This is a genomic window from uncultured Coprobacter sp., assembly GCF_947855755.1.
In the GTDB taxonomy this organism is placed as follows: Bacteria; Bacteroidota; Bacteroidia; order Bacteroidales; family Coprobacteraceae; genus Coprobacter.
Genome location: NZ_CANUAR010000005.1, coordinates 109,166 through 130,538 on the forward strand (window position 1 = coordinate 109,166; position 21,373 = coordinate 130,538).

General features: G+C 39.0%; 11 protein-coding genes. 7 read left to right on the forward strand and 4 right to left on the reverse strand.

Annotation, left to right across the window (positions count from 1 at the left end; genetic code table 11):
• Window positions 1–28: 28 nt before the first annotated feature.
• Window positions 29–1,459 carry a DUF3078 domain-containing protein gene (locus tag Q0093_RS04785; RefSeq protein WP_297928647.1) on the reverse strand — a complete coding sequence of 477 codons (1,431 nt, stop codon included), beginning with the start codon at window positions 1,457–1,459 and terminating at the stop codon, window positions 29–31.
• A gap of 447 nt (window positions 1,460–1,906) precedes the next feature.
• On the opposite strand from Q0093_RS04785, the gene Q0093_RS04790 reads away from it, so the two are divergent.
• Window positions 1,907–3,517: a CTP synthase gene (locus tag Q0093_RS04790; RefSeq protein WP_297928713.1), complete on the forward strand. Its 1,611-nt coding sequence runs from the start codon at window positions 1,907–1,909 to the stop codon at window positions 3,515–3,517.
• Between the two features lie 41 nt (window positions 3,518–3,558).
• Complete coding sequence (gene yidC, locus Q0093_RS04795) at window positions 3,559–5,454, forward strand: membrane protein insertase YidC (RefSeq protein WP_297928648.1); 1,896 nt, start codon at window positions 3,559–3,561, stop codon at window positions 5,452–5,454.
• Window positions 5,455–5,701: 247 nt separating this feature from the next.
• Here yidC and Q0093_RS04800 read toward each other — a convergent pair whose 3' ends face one another.
• From Q0093_RS04800 to dapF, 3 genes are read right to left on the reverse strand one after another with little or no spacing between them, the layout of a single operon-like run.
• Window positions 5,702–7,891: a glutamine synthetase III gene (locus tag Q0093_RS04800; RefSeq protein WP_297928650.1), complete on the reverse strand. Its 2,190-nt coding sequence runs from the start codon at window positions 7,889–7,891 to the stop codon at window positions 5,702–5,704.
• A gap of 37 nt (window positions 7,892–7,928) precedes the next feature.
• Window positions 7,929–9,158, reverse strand: coding sequence for an LL-diaminopimelate aminotransferase (locus Q0093_RS04805; protein WP_297928652.1), 1,230 nt, complete (start codon window positions 9,156–9,158; stop codon window positions 7,929–7,931).
• Between the two features lie 21 nt (window positions 9,159–9,179).
• Window positions 9,180–10,022: a diaminopimelate epimerase gene (gene dapF / locus Q0093_RS04810; protein WP_297928715.1), complete on the reverse strand. Its 843-nt coding sequence runs from the start codon at window positions 10,020–10,022 to the stop codon at window positions 9,180–9,182.
• A gap of 600 nt (window positions 10,023–10,622) precedes the next feature.
• On the opposite strand from dapF, the gene glmS reads away from it, so the two are divergent.
• From glmS to Q0093_RS04835, 5 genes are all read left to right on the forward strand, one after another.
• Window positions 10,623–12,467: a glutamine--fructose-6-phosphate transaminase (isomerizing) gene (glmS, locus tag Q0093_RS04815; protein ID WP_297928654.1), complete on the forward strand. Its 1,845-nt coding sequence runs from the start codon at window positions 10,623–10,625 to the stop codon at window positions 12,465–12,467.
• A gap of 18 nt (window positions 12,468–12,485) precedes the next feature.
• Window positions 12,486–14,363, forward strand: a complete 1,878-nt coding sequence (locus tag Q0093_RS04820; RefSeq protein ID WP_294177630.1) for an amidophosphoribosyltransferase — start codon at window positions 12,486–12,488, stop codon at window positions 14,361–14,363.
• A 22-nt stretch (window positions 14,364–14,385) separates the two neighbouring features.
• Window positions 14,386–15,456, forward strand: coding sequence for a glutamine-hydrolyzing carbamoyl-phosphate synthase small subunit (gene carA, locus Q0093_RS04825; protein ID WP_294177631.1), 1,071 nt, complete (start codon window positions 14,386–14,388; stop codon window positions 15,454–15,456).
• A gap of 12 nt (window positions 15,457–15,468) precedes the next feature.
• On the forward strand, window positions 15,469–18,687 hold the full coding sequence (carB, locus tag Q0093_RS04830; RefSeq protein ID WP_297928717.1) for a carbamoyl-phosphate synthase (glutamine-hydrolyzing) large subunit: 3,219 nt from the start codon (window positions 15,469–15,471) through the stop codon (window positions 18,685–18,687).
• Window positions 18,688–18,955: 268 nt separating this feature from the next.
• On the forward strand, window positions 18,956–21,319 hold the full coding sequence (locus Q0093_RS04835; RefSeq protein ID WP_297928656.1) for a TIM-barrel domain-containing protein: 2,364 nt from the start codon (window positions 18,956–18,958) through the stop codon (window positions 21,317–21,319).
• The last annotated feature ends 54 nt before the right edge of the window (window positions 21,320–21,373 follow it).

A 21,373-nucleotide genomic window follows, 5' to 3' on the forward strand; every position in this document is an offset into this window, starting at 1 on the left:
GTAATTTTTGAAATCATACGAAAATCAATTAAAAGCTGTAATTGAACCCGAAACTCAACAATTCTTTAAATTGAAAATGCGTCTTACGATCTTTTTTCTCCCGAGCATCATCATACCTTAAATGAAGAAAAAGACGAGTTGAGAAAAAACGATTCAGAATGAAATCGAAACTATTTTCAAAGTCAGATTGAATTTGCTCATAATTAGTAAAATAGAATAGTCTTGAACTCCATTTCATATTTCTGTAAAATTCCCACTTAACAGTTACCTCGAAAGACGAACCGAACTGATTGAGCGTATTACCCGCATTAATACCGGAATTGGCCGGATTTATATCTCGATCGTTCGCTACGAATTTCAAATTATAAGAAAATGGCGATAATACAACCGATGATTCAAATTTCCATTTCTCTTGTTTATAATTATATGACATACCAAGACCTGCATTAAACTCTCCCGGAGAAAGAAATTCTGCTAATTTCTCGGTCGTATTGGCTTTATAATTATTAAACAACTGCGTTTTAAAAAATAGTGTCGCAGTATAATACCAACTTTTAAAGGCTTTGAAACCAAACTTCGAATTAATCTGGAAAAGGTCTTCGCTTATTCTTATTTTTCGTACAGTATCTTCCGGAGCACTGTTAATGTTTACTTTCCACTGAACCGTATTATCGAAAATCATCCGGTCATAGTCATCGAACTTCAACGTATATACCTGATTGCTGACAATATTTAAATTACTTTCGCCACCCTGATACCAATTCTCTGAGATATGTACCTGAGAAAACTGAACAGAACTTTGAAGTCCGGAAATCCAATGTCTCAATTTCTTCTCTCCGGCATTTATAGACGATTGAGATACCGAAACCGTCATATCCTCCAATTTCAACAAATTTTTTCTCGGAGACGTTTCCATTACTTTAACTTTAGGAACTTCAGGCAAATTATCCGTATTATATTTTACACATTCCGGATGATTTATAATTACCCAAAAACGTCCTCTCTCTCTCATGGTTTGCAATCCCTTGACCCGCATCAGCCATTCCGGTTCTTTAAAAGTATAAGAAAAAGGTTCGAATGACGAAAATGTTTCTTTAAATGGAATAAATACATTTAATGAATCCGGATTTTTATACTTGTCGAAAATAATCGGCAAAAAATAAGGAGAATCCAATAATGACATTTCGTCATCCTGAACTATACTATCCGGGAACAATACCATATCCAAAGCCTCCTGTACCTCAGGTGTCAAAGAAATAGAATCTGTGGATATCAACTGTAGCAATATACTCCGTTTACCTTGTAATGAATCGGTCTGTTCAACAGTAACCGAATCCGGCAAATGTTGTTGAGAAAATGCGCTAACCTGAAAAACTGTATCGTTAGCAGCAGAAGCAGTCATAAAATAAACAAAGCACATTAATAAAAGAATCGCACTCCGGCAAAATTTTAAAAACATATTCCAGTCTTTTAAATAAGATCTATTTGCCGAACCCTTTGCTCTCCAAAACAAGACCGGCACAGCAATTTTTTGCAAATGTAATTATTTTATAGTTAAATACATATTTCATAATTACAAAAAACGAAATATAGAAAGCCTCAAAATAATATTGTTAATTGATAGAGTCTGTCGTACATTCGTCTAAATTTCACCCGGATCAGATTCGAGAGTTTCTTTCGAAGATATTTTTCTATTTTTACAAGGAGGATAGCGGGTTATCGACGAGTGAAAACGGGGAAAAAGTCCGAAAGAAAACGCAAAAATGACCTGAGAATATTTTTTTGTCAGAAAATTTAGACAAGCTCATAATTAATTAAAAACAGTTTTCCCGAAAATCTGAAGTTTTTTTTCTACTTTTGCGTTTTGAAAAATCATCTGCACATAAATTAATGTATTAAATATCATATAGTAGTGGACACAAAGTATATTTTCGTCACAGGCGGAGTTGTTTCTTCTTTAGGAAAAGGCATTATCTCAGCATCTCTTGCCAAATTGCTTCAAGCCAGAGGCTATAATGTTACCATTCAAAAGTTCGATCCGTACATTAACATCGATCCGGGGACATTAAATCCTTATGAACACGGAGAATGTTACGTTACAGTAGATGGACATGAAGCCGATCTCGATTTAGGCCACTACGAACGGTTTACTAACATTCGTACGACACGTGCGAACAATATCACTACGGGACGTATTTACCAAAACGTTATCAATAAAGAAAGACGCGGTGATTATTTAGGCAAAACAGTACAGATCATACCGCATATTACCGATGAGATAAAAAGAAATGTAAAATTGCTGGGAACAAAAAACGAATTCGATTTCGTTATTACCGAAATCGGCGGTACTGTCGGAGATATAGAATCTCTTCCTTTTCTTGAAAGTGTCCGTCAATTAAAATGGGAACTCGGTAAAAACTGTCTTTGCATCCATTTGACTTACGTTCCTTTTATCGCCGCAGCAAAAGAGGTAAAAACAAAACCGACCCAACATTCTGTAAAACAGTTACAAGAAGTAGGGATACAACCGGATATTTTGGTTTTACGGACAGAACACGAACTAAGCAATGAAATTCGCCGTAAAGTAGCATTATTCTGCAATGTAGCACCAGAAGCTGTCATACAGTCTATCGATGTGCCTTCTATCTATGAAGTCCCGTTAAAAATGCAACAACAAAAATTAGACGAAATAGTACTGAACAAAACAGGTATGCCGGTCGGATCGACTCCCGAGCTGAAACCGTGGAAAGAATTTCTTGCCCGCGTGAAAAATGCGAAAGAAAGCGTTCGCATCGGGTTGGTCGGGAAATACGTAGAACTACAAGATGCATATAAATCGATCGATGAGGCTCTTTTCCAAGCAGCAACATACAACGACCGCAAATTGGATCTGAAACTTATTCATTCGGAAAAATTAAACGAGTCTAATGTCGAAGAATTGCTCGGGTCTATGGACGGGCTTCTCATCGCCCCGGGATTTGGACAAAGAGGTATCGAAGGGAAATTTACCGCTATAAAATATGCTCGCGAACATGATATACCGACATTCGGTATTTGTTTAGGCATGCAATGTATGGTGATCGAATTCGCAAGAAATGTATTGGGTTATGCCGATGCCAATTCAACGGAGATGGAAGTAAGTACCAAGCATAACGTAATCGATTTGATGGAAAGCCAAAAAAGCGTCTCCAACATGGGTGGAACTATGCGTTTAGGCGAATACGATTGTGTACTCGATCCGGATTCGAAGACAGCCCAAGCATATCAATCGACTCATATTAAAGAACGTCATCGCCATCGTTTCGAATTCAATAGCGATTATCGCGCCGAATTTGAAGCGGCAGGAATGAAATGTGTCGGAGAAAATCCTGAAACACATCTCGTAGAGGTCGTAGAAATACCTTCTCTTTCATGGTTTATAGGAGTACAATACCATCCGGAATACAATAGTACGGTATTACGACCTAATCCTCTTTTCATAGACTTTATCAAAGCTGTTATTAAAAATAAAAAATAATCCTGAAACCGGAAAAGGATAAAAAACGATTATACATATATATGGATAAAAATACGATTATTGGTTTTGTTCTTATTGCTGCCGTTCTTTTCGGCTATTCATGGTTTACAAAACCTACACCCGAACAATTACAAGAACTTCAACGTAGAAACGACTCTATTGCTCAGGTTGAACAGAAAAAACTGGAAGAGATACAACAACAAAGCCAAGCGGCAGTTAATGATGCAGACTCAACTATCGTTCTGAACGAGGATTCCCTTCGTCAAGTACAAATGAAAGAGACATTCGGGGTTTTCTCTAATTTCACAACAGGAGAAAATGAAAAAATAAACCTAAAAAACGATCTCGTCTCTCTTTCTTTCTCAAGTAAAGGCGGAGCTCTCACCGAAGCTACTTTAAATAAATACAAAACCCACGACTCATTGCCGCTTACTCTTTTCGATGAAAAGGATAACCAATACGGATTCATTTTCAAGACCGGAGGGCGTATCGTAAGCACGACCGATCTTTTCTTCAAACCTATTGCAGGAAAAGATGGCAAATCCGTAACGATGCGACTTGATTTCGGTAATGGAAAATTCTTTGATCTTGTCTATACATTACCGGAAGACAGTTATATGGTCAAAATGGATATCCGTCAAAAAGGAATGGAAACCATTCTTCCCGGAAATACGGCAAGTCTGGATTTATTCTGGAATCAGAACTTACGCAGTCAGGAAAAAGGACGCATGTTTGAAGAAAGGAATAGTGCATTATATTATAAATTCGTAGGTTCGGATGTCGATCATCTGAGCGAATCTAAGGATGAGCAAGAAACTATTTCGTTAGGACTTAAATGGATCGGATATAAAAATCAATTTTTTTCATCAGCTCTTATACCCGACGGAAAATTCAACGGAGCTCTTATTCGTTCAGGGATGAATAATGATCCTGCATATTTGAAAAACTTCCATACAGAAACGACAGTAGATTATAATCCGGCAGACAATAACGGTCCGGGATTCCGTTTTTATTTAGGACCGAATCTTTATCCTCTATTACACAGCTATGACAAAGGCGTCGATGATGACAAAGCCCTCGATCTGGATAAACTTGTACCGCTGGGATTTAAATTTTTCCGATGGATCAACACATGGATAATCATACCCATATTTACATTCTTAGGAAAATATATTGCAAATTACGGAATCATCATTCTATTGATGACAATCATCATCAAGATATTCTTAGCTCCGCTTACATTCAAATCCTACATGTCAAGTGCCCGTATGCGGGTATTACGTCCTCAGATCGAAGAAATAAATGCCAAATATCCGGGACAAGACAAAGCTATGGATCGTCAAAGAGCCACAATGGACTTGTACAGCAAAGCAGGAATCAATCCGATGAGCGGATGTTTGCCTATGTTATTGCAGATGCCGATTTTGTTAGCGATGTTCGCATTCTTCCCTTCATCTATCGAATTACGGCAACAATCATTCCTTTGGGCTCAAGATTTATCATCCTATGATGCAATATTCAGCTGGGATGCCTATATACCTTTGATTACTCCGTATTTCGGAAACCATATCAGTTTGTTCTGCTTGTTAATGACTATTACGAACATTCTATATACAAAAATCAATATGGACAATACCGGCGGAAGCCAGCAAATGCCGGGAATGAAAGTCATGATGTATCTCATGCCTTTAATGTTCTTGTTCATTTTCAATAACTACGCTTCAGGTTTGAGTTACTATTATTTTGTTTCTACATTGATCACAATTATCCAGACCTATATATTCCGCAAATGCATCAATGAAGAAAAAGTTCTTGCTCAGCTTAAAGAGAATCAGAAAAAACCTCGCAAAAAGTCAGGATTTATGGCTCGTCTGGAAGAGGCTCAACGGCAACAACAGGCAGCTTTGAGACAACAACAAAAAAACAAACGAAGATAATTCGTCCTTATAAAAAATAAACGGTCGGGAAGAGATTATTTCCGACCGTTTATTTTTTATTCAATGTAATGTTCGAATCTATAAATGTGTAAAAACAAGTCGGGGAACAAAAACTTCTCTCTAACCGACTTTTTTAATAAAAGACTCTGCATTATGTTCCTACAAAACCTACATCAATAATAAACAAACAAAAAAGAGATACCTTTTTTCGAAAGGTATCCCCCATAAATAAACATTCCTATTCTTTCTAACGAATAAAGAGTAACTCCCGATATTTCGGCAAAGTCCACATCTGATCATCCACAATCAGTTCAAGCTTATCGATATGATAACGGATTTCATCAAACTTGGGTGCTACCGTATCATGGTAGGCTATCGCCTTTTCTCTTTCATCGGCAATTCTATTAGCCTTTTTACGTGCTTCGATCATCTCTTCGACTTTCTCTTTTATCGCTAATTCCCGACGTCCGATTTCCTCGATAATATCCAAATCCTTACCACACAATAAGACAGCTTTATCTTCAGAAAAAAGACTTTTTATTTTATAAACATTATCGATAAGTTCAGATTGATATTTCGTTGAAATAGGAATAATATGATTCATGGCGAGATCTCCCAACACACGTGCCTCGATCTGTATCTTTTTAGTATAAGTTTCCCATTTCACTTCATTACGGGCTTCCAATTCCTTACGGGTCATCACTCCGGTAGATTCAAACATTTTGACAGAATCTTCTTTCAAATAATTATCGAAAATAACCGGTACACTGGTCTCACAATCCAAACCTCTTTTCAAAGCCTCCATTTTCCATTCCTCACTATAACCGTTACCGTCAAAATGAATCGGTTTACTCTCTTTTATATATTTACGCACGACATCCAAAATGGCTGAGACCTTCGGTTCTCCTTTCGCTATCAAAGCATCTACCTCAGATTTAAACTCTATCAGTTGTTCTGCAACAGCTGTATTCAAAGCAATCATGGCCGAAGCACAGTTTGCCTCAGAACCTACAGCACGGAACTCAAAACGATTTCCTGTAAAAGCAAAAGGCGAAGTCCGGTTACGGTCGGTATTATCAATCAACAATTCCGGAATTTGAGGAATATCCAACTTCATCCCGTGTTTCCCGCTCAATGCGATCAACTCATCGTTAGAGCTCTCTTCAAGATGATCGAGTACTTGTGTCAATTGTGTTCCCAAGAAACTCGAAATAATAGCTGGAGGAGCTTCATTCGCACCCAAACGATGAGCGTTAGTAGCAGAAGATATACTGGCCTTCAACAATCCGTTATGACGATAAACCGCCATTAAAACATTTACAATAAAAGTCACAAAACGCAAATTGTCTTCTGCCGTTTTTCCGGGTGCCATCAGTAAAACCCCGGTATCAGTTCCCAAAGACCAGTTATTATGCTTACCCGATCCGTTTACACCCTTAAAAGGTTTCTCATGAAGCAAAACTCGAAACCCGTGCCGACGAGAAATTTTCCGCATCAAAGCCATAATCAACAAATTATGGTCATTTGCAAGATTACACTCTTCAAATATAGGAGCTAATTCAAATTGATTGGGAGCAACCTCATTATGTCGAGTCTTCACCGGAATGCCCAACTTAAGACTCTCTATTTCGAGATCTTTCATAAAAGCTGCTACACGTGTAGGAATAGCCCCGAAATAATGATCTTCCAACTGTTGGTTTTTCGAACTTTCATGCCCCATAAGCGTACGTCCTGTAAGCAATAAATCAGGACGAGCGGCATACAAGCCTTCATCAACCAAAAAATATTCCTGTTCCCAGCCCAAATATGCAAAGACCTTTTTTACATTATGGTCGAAATAATGACATACATCTACAGCCGCTTTATTAACGCTATCCAAGGCCTTCAACAAAGGAGCTTTATAGTCCAACGATTCTCCGGTATAAGCTATAAAAACAGTAGGAATACAAAGTGTATCATCCACGATAAAAGCAGGCGATGAAGGATCCCAAGCCGAATATCCGCGAGCCTCAAATGTGTTGCGAATACCTCCATTCGGGAAACTCGAAGCATCCGGTTCTTGCTGAATCAATAATTTCCCGGAAAATTCTTCTACGACACCGCCCTTACCGTCATGCTCCACAAAAGCATCATGCTTCTCCGCAGTACCTTCGGTCAAAGGATGAAACCAATGAGTATAATGAGTAGCACCCATCTCGATAGCCCATTTTTTCATTCCTTCTGCCACAGAATCGGCAATTTCACGATCGAGAGGAGTGCCATTGTCGATTGCATCGACCAATTTCCGATATGTCTTTTCCGGAAGATATTTAAACATCTTCGCTCGGTTAAACACATATTTACCGAAATATTCCGAAGGTCTTTCATCCGGAACTGCGACATCCACCGCTTTTTTAGTAAAAGCAGTTTCTACAACTCTAAATCTCAATGTTGACATAATACCTATTGTTTGATTGTTTCTACAAATTAATAAATCAACGCAACCATTTTTTCAGTCGGAATATAGCCTCCATGCAGTCGTCCCGATCACCGAATGCCGTTAAACGGGCATATCCTTCTCCGGACGGACCGAAACCTATTCCCGGAGTACAGACAACGTTCGCTTCATACAACATTCTCTCAAAAAATTTCCATGAAGAAAGACCGTCCGGTGCTTTTACCCATAGATAAGGAGCATTCTCCCCGCCATATACTTCCAAACCCGTTTCGGAAAGACCGGTTTTCATAATACGGGCATTCGTCATATAATATTGAATAATCTCTTTTACTTGAATCTGCCCTTCAGGAGAATATACGGCTTCAGCTGCCCGTTGGGTTATATAGGACGTTCCATTAAATTTTGTACATTGTCTCCGATTCCATAATCGATTCAAAGGAATTCGTTCTCCAGTAAGAGTTGCGGCACTTACCTCTTTCGGTACGACCGTATATCCACAACGGACACCTGTAAATCCAGCTGTCTTAGAAAAACTGCGGAATTCGATAGCACATTTTTTCGCACCTTTAATTTCATATATAGAATGCGGGACATCCGAATCCTGTATATAAGCCTCATAAGCGGCATCAAAAAGAATCAACGTATCATTAGACAAAGCATAATTCACCCATTTTTTCAATTCTTGTTTCGAAAGTGCCGTACCGGTAGGGTTATTCGGATAACAGAGATAAAGAATATCGATACGATTCTCCGGTATTTCGGGAACAAAACCGTTCTCGCTCCGACAGGGGATATAAGTCACATTACTCCATTTTCCATTTTCTAACGTTCCGGCCCTCCCGCACATCACATTAGAATCTATATATACAGGATATATAGGATCAGTTACTCCGATACTATTATCATGCCGCAAAATATCTCCTATGTTTCCGGTATCGCTTTTTGCTCCGTCGTTAATAAATATCTCTCCCGGCTCAAAATGGATTCCTTTAGGAACAAAGTCATTTTTTATGACTGCATCAATCAGAAAACCGTATCCTTGTTCAGGACCATATCCTCTGAACGTATCTCTAACCGCCATTTCATCTACCGCCTTATGCATAGCTTCGATTACAGCTTTCGGCAGAGGTCGTGTAACATCCCCTATCCCCAAAGAGATCACCTTATCTTTCGGATGAGTCACCTTAAAAGTATTTATTTTCTTAGCTATATCCGAAAATAAATAACTATCCGGAAGTTTCAGAAAATGTTCATTTACGAGTGCCATATTCTTTCTGCATTAAAAAATTTAATCTATTTCTACTTCTCCGTCAAAAACTTTTACGGCATCTCCGGTCATTAAAACATGATCGGTCTCTTCATCCCAACATATCGTCAACACTCCGCCATCCATGTTTACGGAAGAAGTTCGTTCTGTACGTCCTGTCACAAAACCTGCCACTGCCGTTGCACAAGCGCCTGTCCCGCAAGCCTGAGTAATTCCCGATCCCCTTTCCCAGACCCTCATTCTAATAGAATTTTTATTTTTCACTTGAGCAAACTCCACATTGATCCGATCGGGAAACAAAGGATTATTTTCCAATATAGGCCCTACTTTTTCTAATTCGATTCGATCGACATCATCAACAAAAATCACCAAATGGGGATTCCCCATAGATATTGCCGTCGCTTTAAAGGACTTTTTCCCTACCATTATCGGCATATCAATCATGTAACCGGCATATCCCTCAGACATAATATAAATCGACTCCGGAATACCCATATCTACCGTGACACAAGTTACCTTTCCGTCCACAACCTGCAATTTAAGTAATTTTATACCTGACAAAGTATCAAGCAAAAGTTCCGTTTTATCTGTCAAATGATTGTCATACAAGTATTTTCCCACACACCGAGAAGCGTTACCACACATTTTAGCCTCCGAACCATCTGCATTAAAAATGCGCATACTAAAATCTGCCTTATCCGAATCGCCGATCAACACCAACCCGTCACTCCCTATGCCTGTGTGGTATTTACTCCATTTTACTGCCAATTTTTCAGGATTCATAACCGGAAAAACTGATGTATTCACATATATATAATCATTCCCCGCACCTTGCATTTTAGTAAATCCGATACGATGCATAATATATCATTTTGACAATATAAATAAGTAATACAATCTTTTTGCTTTATTTATTCGCAAATATATATCATTTTGAAAAACAACAATTAAAACTATAAACTTTTTTCTATTTCAAAAATAAAATATTATAAATCGAATATTCATTTACCATATTTATTACGAAATATTACTTATATACGCACAAAATAGAATAATTATAAGATATTATTTCTCGATCATAAAAAAATTGAAAAAGGATTATGAATAAAATTACTCAAGAAAACAGATAATTGCTTGAATAGATTTCGCAGGAAATAGAAATAGTAAAATTAATAAATTCTATTCTTTTCTTTTTTATGATTTCGGCATTATTAATCTAAAAAAAAATTTGATCTTACAGATTAAAATATCACACGATCCACAAATAACAAATTATGAAAAAGAGGAGAGTTCAGAAACGAAATAGTAAGATAACTTATTTCTTCTATTCAGAATTACAAATTAACTTTTTACAATACATATTTCATTTTAAGTATCTTTTTGCTCATTATTTTATATATAAAAGGTCAAAATGTCATTTTATATAATTATCTTTGTCGCCGAAATAAATTAACCCGATCATTTATGTGTGGAATTGTAGGATATATTGGAGCTCAAAATGCATACCCAATTCTTATTAAAGCCTTGAAAAGACTGGAATACAGAGGTTATGACAGTGCAGGTGTGGCACTCATCAGCAATAATCAACAATTAAATGTTTATAAAACAAAAGGAAAAGTTTCAGACTTGGAAGCTTTTGCCGCTCAAAAGGATATTAGTGGAACTATAGGAATAGCGCACACACGCTGGGCTACTCACGGAGAACCATGTCAAGCGAATGCACATCCTCACTATTCTGAATCTGAAAATTTGGCTATAATACATAACGGTATTATTGAGAATTATGCAGTTCTTAAAGAAAAATTACAGGAAAAAGGATATACATTTAAAAGCAGTACCGATACAGAAGTTCTGGTACAATTAATTGAATATATCAAAGTATCCCATAACCTCGATTTACTGACTTCGGTACAGCTTGCCTTACATGAAGTCATCGGAGCATACGCCATTGCCATCTTAAATCGAAATAATCCCGACGAAATCATTGTAGCGAGAAAAAGCAGTCCTTTGGTGATAGGTATAGGAAAAGGTGAATATTTTATCGCATCAGACGCTACTCCCATTGTAGAATACACTGACAAAGTCGTATATTTGGAAGACGGAGAGATTGCCGTAATACATCGCGGACAAGAATTAAAGATCGTAACTCAAGATAATATTGCCGTAAACCCAACAATCAATACTATAGAATTAAACCTCGGACAGCTCGAAAAAGGAGGCTATCCCCATTTTATGCTTAAAGAGATATTCGAACAACCCGACTGCATTCATGATTGCATGCGAGGACGTGTTAACATAGAAGGGACTGATATTGCGTTATCTGCTATTATCGATCATAAAGAAAAACTGCTCCATGCAAAAAGATTCATTATCGTAGCATGCGGTACATCTTGGCATGCCGCTCTTATCGGAAAATATCTCATTGAGAAATTTTGTCGTTTCCCGGTAGAAGTCGAATACGCTTCCGAATTCCGGTATCGAAATCCGGTCATCAACCCGGATGATGTAGTCATCGCCATTTCTCAATCGGGAGAGACGGCAGATACATTGGCCGCAGTCGAAGAAGCTAAAAACAAAGGTGCATTTATATACGGAATATGCAATGCAGTCGGATCTTCTATTCCGAGAGCTACACACACCGGCTCATATATACACGTAGGACCAGAAATCGGTGTCGCTTCTACAAAAGCATTTACCGGTCAAGTTACGGTTCTCACTATGTTGGCCCTTACTTTGGCTCGAGAAAAGAACAGTATCGGCAATGAAGAATTCAGGCAAGTAGTATATGAGCTGAGCACAATACCGGAAAAGATGAAAAAAGTTCTCGAAAAAAACGAAAGTATAGCCAATCTTTCACAAATATTTACCTATGCACATAATTTTATCTACTTAGGCAGAGGATTTAATTATCCGGTCGCTTTAGAAGGAGCTCTCAAATTAAAAGAAATATCATACATCCACGCAGAGGGTTATCCGGCAGCAGAAATGAAACACGGACCAATTGCCCTGATAGATACCGAAATGCCGGTTGTAGTCGTAGCGACGCACAATAACCAATATGAAAAAATAATCAGCAATATACAAGAAATAAAAGCTCGAAAAGGGAAAGTAATAGCCCTTGTGACAGAAGGTGATACAACTATTAAAAATATTGCCGATTTTTGTATCGAATTGCCGAAAACAATACCGTGCCTCGATCCGTTAATCACGACAATTCCTCTTCAATTACTGGCATACCATATTGCCATTTGCAAAGGGAAAGATGTAGATCAGCCGAGGAATCTCGCAAAATCGGTAACCGTAGAATAAAAATGATTCTAAAAAGAGATGGAAGAATTGAAACATGAATGCGGAGTAGCAATGATACGCTTACTAAAACCGCTCGAATATTATGAAAAAAAATACGGAACATGGATGTATGGGCTCAATAAGCTTTATTTGCTTATGGAGAAACAACACAACCGAGGACAAGAAGGTGCTGGATTGGCCTGTGTAAAACTCCAAGCCAATCCGGGAGAAGAATACATGTTTAGGGAACGAGCTTTGGGAACAAGCGCCATTACCGAGATATTCGAAGCTGTACATTCTCATTACACATCTCTGACAGAAACACAGTTGCATAACGCTGAATACGCCGAACAGGTATTGCCTTTCGCCGGAGAAATCTATATGGGACATCTCCGTTACAGTACGACAGGGAAATCCGGTATTTCATATATACATCCTTTTTTAAGACGGAATAACTGGAGAGCGAAAAATTTGAGCTTATGCGGTAATTTCAATCTGACCAATGTCGATGAAATATTCGAAAAAATTACGGCTAAAGGGCAGCATCCCAGAAAATACGCCGATACATATATCATGCTGGAAGAGGTAGGACACAGACTCGACCGGGAGGTCGAAAGGCTGTATGCAAAATGCGAAAACGAAGGACTGGAAGGAATGGATATTACGTATGCCATAGAAGATCAGATCGATCTGGCAAACGTATTGAAAAAAACTACTCCCGGATGGGATGGCGGATATGTGATCTGCGGTATCACAGGAAGCGGAGAAAGTTTCTCGATTCGTGATCCGTGGGGTATCCGTCCGGCATTTTGGTATGCCGATGACGAAGTCGTAGTACTGGCATCGGAACGTCCGGTTATACAGACAGCTTTCAACCTGTCAAGCGATTCTATAAAGGAGTTGCTTCCGGGACAGGCTTTATTCGTAAATAAAAAAGGGAATATCCGTACGGAGCAAATCAACTCTCCTAAAAAGAACAATGCCTGTAGCTTTGAAAGAATATATTTTTCTCGCGGTAGCGACAAAGATATTTATCAGGAACGCAAGCAATTAGGGAAAAATTTGGTAAAACCGTTACTCGATGCAATAAGAAATGATATAGACCATACGGTTTTTTCTTTCATTCCTAATACTGCGGAAGTTGCATTCTACGGTATGCTGGAAGGTTTTGAAATGTATTTGAACCAACTGAAGAAAAAATATCTTACAACGTTAAAAAACGGAGTATCGGAACAGGAACTCGAACACATATTATCGATGCGTATCCGATTTGAAAAAGCCGTTATTAAAGATATAAAGCTCCGGACATTTATTGCCGAAGGAAATACTCGGAACGATCTCGCCGCACATGTATATGATATCACATACGGCAGTGTAGAACCTTATTCAGACAATCTGGTCGTCATAGATGACAGTATCGTCAGAGGAACTACTCTCAAACAAAGTATTATAGGCATATTAGATCGGCTGCATCCTAAAAAAATCATTATCGTATCATCCTCTCCACAAGTAAGATACCCAGATTATTACGGTATAGATATGTCTCGAATGAAAGAGTTCATCGCTTTCAGAGCAGCGATAGCTTTATTGAAAGAGCGAGATATGAAACAGTTAATAACCGACGTATATCAAAAATGTATTGCCCAACGTAATTTATCCAAAACCGAAATGGTCAATCACGTGAAAGAAATATACGCGCCCTTTACCGCTAATGAAATTTCAGGAAAGATAGCGGAACTGCTCACTCCCCCAGACACAAAAGCTGAAGTGCAAATTGTTTATCAAACATTAGAAGGTCTGCACTCATCTTGTCCCGGCCATCCCGGAGATTGGTATTTCTCCGGGAATTACCCTACACCGGGAGGAATGAAACTGGTAAACGAGGCTTTTATTAACTATGTAGAACAGGAATTTTAATATAGAGTTTATAAAGTTCAAAATGCAAAAACAAAAAAATGTTTCACTAATACTGGATGACGGGAGCAAATTCTCCGGTATTTCTTTCGGATACGAGAGTCCGACAGCCGGAGAAATCGTCTTTAACACTGCAATGTCCGGTTATCCGGAAAGTTTGACCGATCCGTCCTATTCCGGACAAATAATGGTGCTCACCTATCCGCTCATAGGCAACTACGGAGTTCCGGCACGATCTTTTTCAGAAAATCTCTCGACTTTTCTCGAATCTGAAAAGATACATGCCGACGGGATAATCGTATCGGATTATTCTGAAAACTACAGTCATTGGAATGCGACAGAGAGTTTGGGTGAATGGCTGAAACAAGAAAAAATCACAGGAATTACCGGTATCGACACTCGAGAGCTGACTAAACTGTTGCGTGAAAAAGGAAGCATGAAAGGAAAGATCGTTTTTACTGATGAAAATGAAATCGATTTCATCGACCCGAACAAAATCAATCAAGTTGCACGAGTAAGTACAAATGAAATAATTACTTACGGAAATGGGGAAAAACGAGTCGTACTGGTCGATTGCGGTGTAAAACACAACATTATACGATGTCTCTTAAAAAGAAATGTTTCCATCATCAGAGTTCCTTGGGACTACGATTTCAATGCAATAGAATATGACGGATTGTTCATCTCCAACGGACCGGGTGATCCCGATACTTGTGGAATTACGGTAAAGCACATTCGGGAAGCCATGAAAAAAGAAAAACCGATTTTCGGAATTTGCATGGGTAACCAATTGCTCGCCAAAGCCGGAGGAGCTAATACTTATAAACTGAAGTACGGACACAGAAGTCATAATCAACCGGTACGCTTAGTCGGTACAGAAAAATGTTTTATCACTTCGCAAAACCACGGTTTTGCAGTCGACAATAATACATTAAGCGATGAATGGACACCTTTGTTCGTCAATATGAACGACGGTACAAACGAAGGTATTCAACACAAGAATAAACCTTTTTTCTCTGTACAATTTCATCCTGAAGCCGCCAGCGGTCCTACCGACACAGAATTTTTATTCGACCGATTTATAGAAATGATATAATCCTTGTCCGCCATTATGAGTACAATAAAGAAAGTTTTATTATTAGGTTCAGGAGCTTTAAAAATCGGGGAAGCCGGCGAATTCGATTACTCCGGTTCTCAAGCCCTGAAAGCTCTTCGGGAAGAAGGCATAGAAACCGTATTGATCAACCCTAACATCGCCACAGTACAAACTTCGGAAGGAGTAGCCGATCATATCTATTACCTTCCGGTAACCCCGTTTTTCGTAGAAAAAGTAATCAAAAAAGAACATCCCGATGGTATCTTACTCTCTTTCGGAGGACAAACGGCTTTGAATTGCGGGGTAGAACTTTACAAAAAAGGAATACTCGAGAAATATAACCTTCAGGTATTAGGTACTCCCGTACAAGCGATCATGGACACTGAAGATCGGGAACTTTTTGTAAAAAAACTGGATGAAATACAGGTTAAAACCATTCAAAGCGAAGCTGTAGAAAACATCGAAGACGCTCGCATCGCTGCAAAACGACTCGGATATCCGGTAATCATTCGTGCCGCCTACGCTTTAGGAGGGTTAGGAAGCGGATTTTGCGATAATGAGGAGGAACTGAACAAACTGGCAGAAAAAGCATTTTCTTTCTCTCCGCAAGTATTAGTCGAGAAGTCTTTAAAAGGCTGGAAAGAAGTAGAATATGAAGTTGTCCGCGATCGATTCGACAACTGTATCACAGTATGCAATATGGAAAATTTCGATCCGTTAGGTATCCATACGGGTGAAAGTATTGTAATTGCACCTTCTCAAACACTAACAAACAGCGAATACCATAAACTTCGGGAACTGGCAATCCGCATTATACGCCATATCGGAATTGTCGGTGAATGTAATGTACAATATGCATTAGACCCGAATTCGGAAGACTACAGAGTTATTGAAGTAAATGCCCGGCTGAGCCGTTCATCTGCCCTCGCATCAAAAGCAACAGGATATCCGCTCGCATTCGTCGCAGCAAAATTAGGATTAGGCTATGGGCTTTTTGATCTGAAAAATTCGGTTACACAAACGACCTCCGCATTCTTTGAACCTGCTCTCGACTATGTTGTTTGCAAAATCCCCCGCTGGGATTTAGGAAAATTCCACGGTGTCGATCGGGAACTGGGCAGTAGCATGAAATCGGTAGGAGAAGTCATGGCTATCGGACGTACATTCGAAGAGGCCATACAAAAGGGACTTCGAATGATCGGGCAAGGTATGCATGGGTTCGTCGAAAACAAAGAACTGGTTATACAGGATATAGACAAAGCGTTACGAGAACCTACCGACAAACGAATCTTCGTCATCAGCAAAGCCATGCAAAAAGGCTATACGGTGAACCAGATACATGAATTGACAAAAATCGATAAATGGTTTCTGGAAAAATTAAATAATATCATTTATACGGCAAAAGAGATCGAAACTTTCTCTTCTTTGGAAGCTTTACCATTAGAATTACTGAAAACAGCAAAAAAACAAGGCTTTTCCGATTTCCAAATTGCTCGGGCTATTTTTAAAGATCAAGGAGATATAGACCGACATCTGCTTGAAGTACGGAAGTTCCGGAAAGGAAAAGGCATCATACCGGTAGTAAAACAGATAGATACTCTGGCTGCCGAATATCCGGCACAGACCAACTATCTGTATCTGACTTATAACGGTACGGCAAATGACGTCCATTATCTTGGAGACCATCGCTCTGTCGTCGTACTCGGGTCAGGTGCTTACCGTATCGGCAGTTCTGTAGAATTTGACTGGTGCGGTGTAAATGCCCTTAATACAATCCGTAAAGAGGGATGGCGCAGTGTTATGATCAACTATAATCCGGAAACCGTATCGACCGATTATGACATGTGTGATCGACTATATTTTGATGAACTGACATTCGAACGGGTAATGGATATTCTCGAAATGGAATCTCCTCATGGCGTTATCGTTTCCACTGGCGGACAAATTCCCAATAATCTTGCTCTGAAACTCGATGCTCAGGGTGTTAATATTTTGGGAACATCGGCAAAAAGTATCGATAATGCCGAAGACCGAAACAAATTCTCGGCAATGTGTGATCGTTTGGGAATAGACCAACCCAGATGGAGAGAACTCACGTCAATGAAAGATATTCATCAATTTGTCGATGAGGTAGGATTTCCCGTACTGGTTCGTCCGTCCTATGTATTATCGGGAGCTGCAATGAATGTATGTTCAAACAATGATGAACTGGAACGTTTTCTAAAATTGGCTGCTAACGTATCTCAAAAGCATCCGGTAGTAGTGAGCCAATTTATCGAACATGCAAAAGAGGTAGAAATGGATGCCGTAGCAGATAAAGGTGAAATTATCGCATACGCCATCAGTGAACATATAGAATTTGCAGGTGTACATTCAGGAGATGCCACCATACAGTTTCCTCCGCAAAAACTGTATATGGAAACTATCCGCCGGGTAAAACGTATTTCTAAACTGATCGCAAAAGAATTACAGATATCAGGACCTTTCAATATTCAATTTCTTGCCAAAGGCAATGCTATCAAAGTTATCGAATGTAATTTACGTGCATCGCGAAGTTTTCCGTTTATCAGCAAAGTTTTGAAGATTAATTTTATCGATTTGGCGACACAGGTCATGTTGGGTAAAAAGGTCGAAAAACCTCATAAAACATTATTCGACATCGATTATGTCGGAATTAAGGCTTCTCAGTTCTCATTCTCCCGATTACAAAAAGCCGATCCTGTACTGGGTGTAGATATGGTAAGTACGGGTGAAGTGGGTTGTCTTGGAAATGACACGAACGATGCGATTCTCAAATCGATGCTTTCGGTCGGATATAAGATTCCACAACAAAGTATTCTGCTTTCGACCGGAACGGCAAAACAGAAAGTAGACATGCTTGCTGCAGCCGAGCTTTTACATAAAAACGGATATAAGCTTTTTGCAACAGGAGGAACGCATAGCATGTTGGCGGAAAATAATATTCCTTCTACCCGAGTAGCATGGCCGGGTGAAGAAGGTTATCCTCAAGCTCTCGATCTGTTACACGAGAAAAAAATAGATATGGTGGTTAACATTCCTAAAAATTTGACTGCGGGAGAGCTGGATAACGGTTACAAAATACGAAGGGCTGCAATAGACCTGAATATTCCTTTGGTAACCAATTCTCGCCTCGCGTCCGCTTTTATTACCGCATTCTGTACGACACCGATAGAAGAACTGGAAATAAAAGCATGGGAAGAATATAAATAAATATTTCCTAATCGATCAGCAAGGATATTCTCAAATCGGGAATATCCTTGTTTCTTATTCATCACTTTACCCCGATTTAGACAGGCTCTCAGATGTTAAATAATAAAAAATAGATATCACTTAATAATTAACATTTTATATCTTTATTGATATAAAAGACATAATTCTCGATCAAATAAATCAGAAAAATACAGGAACATTTTTTATATCCGACAATCTGCCAATATATTAAATATAAATTCAATATACACACTAATACACTATACTCATGAAAAATGTAAAAAATCGACTTCTATTCTTGCTGTCATTCCTATTTGTCGGGAGTTCACTCGTATCGACAGCAAAACAATCAGACAAAATCTCGGTAAAAGGAATCTGTACAGAAATAACATTCTATTCTCCGACTACCGTAAGAATATTAAAATATCCACAAGGCCAAATACCTCAAAAAGAATCTTTAGTCGTCTTGCAGAAACCCGAAAAAGTAAAATTGACCCAAGACAAATCTGCAGATTATTATTCTATAAAAAGCAATGAAATAAATGTATCGGTCAACACCAATACCGGAGAGATCATTTTTAAAGACTCGAAAGGAAATTTGCTTTTAAAAGATAAAAACACGCAATTCTCTTTCCGAAAAGATATGAACAAAGACTCTTATCAAGTAAAACAAATTTTTAATCTCGACACGAATGAAGCTATCTACGGATTGGGACAAATACAAAACGGACAATTGAACCAACGAAATCAAAAAGAATTGTTACGTCAAAGGAACACGGTGATCTGTATCCCGTTCTTCCAGTCTATTAAAGGATATGGTGTCTATCTGGACAATTACTCCCCTACCCGCTTCAGCGACTCACCTGAAGAAACGGTCTTTGACTCTGATTTGGGAACTTGCAGCGATTACTATTTCATGTACGGAAAAAACACAGACGGAGTTGTCAAAGCGATGCGTCAACTGACCGGAAAAGTTCCGATGTTGCCCGAAAGCGGATTCGGCTTCTGGCAAAGCCGGGAACGTTATGTCTCACAAAAACAGATTGTCGAAATACTAAAGAAATACCGAGACATGCAAGTCCCTATCGACGGGATTATTCAGGATTGGAGATATTGGAGCAACGATAATAAACATTGGAACGCTGTAGCCTTCGACAACCCCGAGTTTTCAAATCCGCAAGAGATGATTTCTCAGATACACGACATGAATGCCCGATTAATTATATCTATCTGGCCTTCTTTCGGTCCGACGACTGACATTTTCAAAGAATTAAAATCCCGAAATATGTTATTCGATTTCGAAACGTTTCCCACAAATAATGGAGTTCGGGTATATGACGCTTTCAATCCCGAAGCCCGGGACATCTATTGGAGGTATTTCAATAAAAATATGTTCTCTATCGGAATGGACGGCTGGTGGCTCGATGCAACAGAACCGGAATACCAAGATAAAAACGAAACACATCTCGATTCGGCTTGCTATTTAGGTTCATACCGAAATTACTATAACGCTTTTCCTTTAGTCTCTGTCGAGGGTATATATAAGAATCAACGTAAAACAAGCAGCGATAAACGGGTCTTCATCTTGACTCGTTCAGCTTTCGCCGGACAACAAAGAACCGGAGCTATCTCATGGTCCGGAGATATAGACGGAAATTGGAACGCTTTAAAAGCTCAAATTCCGGCAGGATTGAATTTCTCCATGACCGGCATTCCGTATTGGAACTGCGATATCGGCGGTTTCACTGTCCGTCAATATCCGGGTGGAAATAAAAATCAGGCCTATCAGGAACTATATACCCGATGGACACAATTCGCCGCATTCTTAGGGATGATGCGATCTCACGGGACTTCTACTCAACGGGAAATTTTTCTTTTCGGAGAAAGGGGATCTTGGGCTTTCGATGTACAGGAAAAATTTATCAACCTTCGTTACAAGCTATTGCCTTATATCTATTCTACTGCATGGGATATAACTCAAAATGACGCATCCCTGATGCGACCTCTATTTGCCGACTTCGTAGAGGATCAACGGACGCACAATCTCAATACCGAATTCTTATTCGGAAAATCGATTCTCGTAGCTCCTGTTTTAGACCCGCAATATACCGACGGGAAAGGAGCAGACGTGAAAATCGACTTCAGCCGAAACAAATCGATAAAAGTCTACCTTCCTTCCGGTAGCGAATGGTATGATTTCTGGACAAATGAAAAGATAACCGGAGGAAAGTCTATAAATAAAGAAACCCCTATCGATATCATGCCTATTTACATAAAAGCCGGATCGATTCTACCATTCGGACCTAAAGTGCAATATGCAAAAGAGAAAAAAGAAGCTCCCATCGAAATCCGCATTTATCCGGGCAAGAATGCAAACTTTACTTTATATGAAGATGAGGGGGACAATTACAACTACGAAAAAGGAAACTATTCTACGATCGATTTCAAATGGAATGATTCGACTTCCACTTTATCAATCGGACAGAGAAACGGGAACTTCAACGGAATGCTCAAAAAGAGGACATTCAAGATCATACTCGCATCTACTGAATCCGGTATCGGAATGGAGGAAAACAGTCCACAGTCGAAAACAATAAACTATAACGGAAAAGCGGTTTCCGTCAAACTTTAATCTCACATATAATACGAGGAGAACTCGGATAATATGACTGGGTTCTCCTCGTAT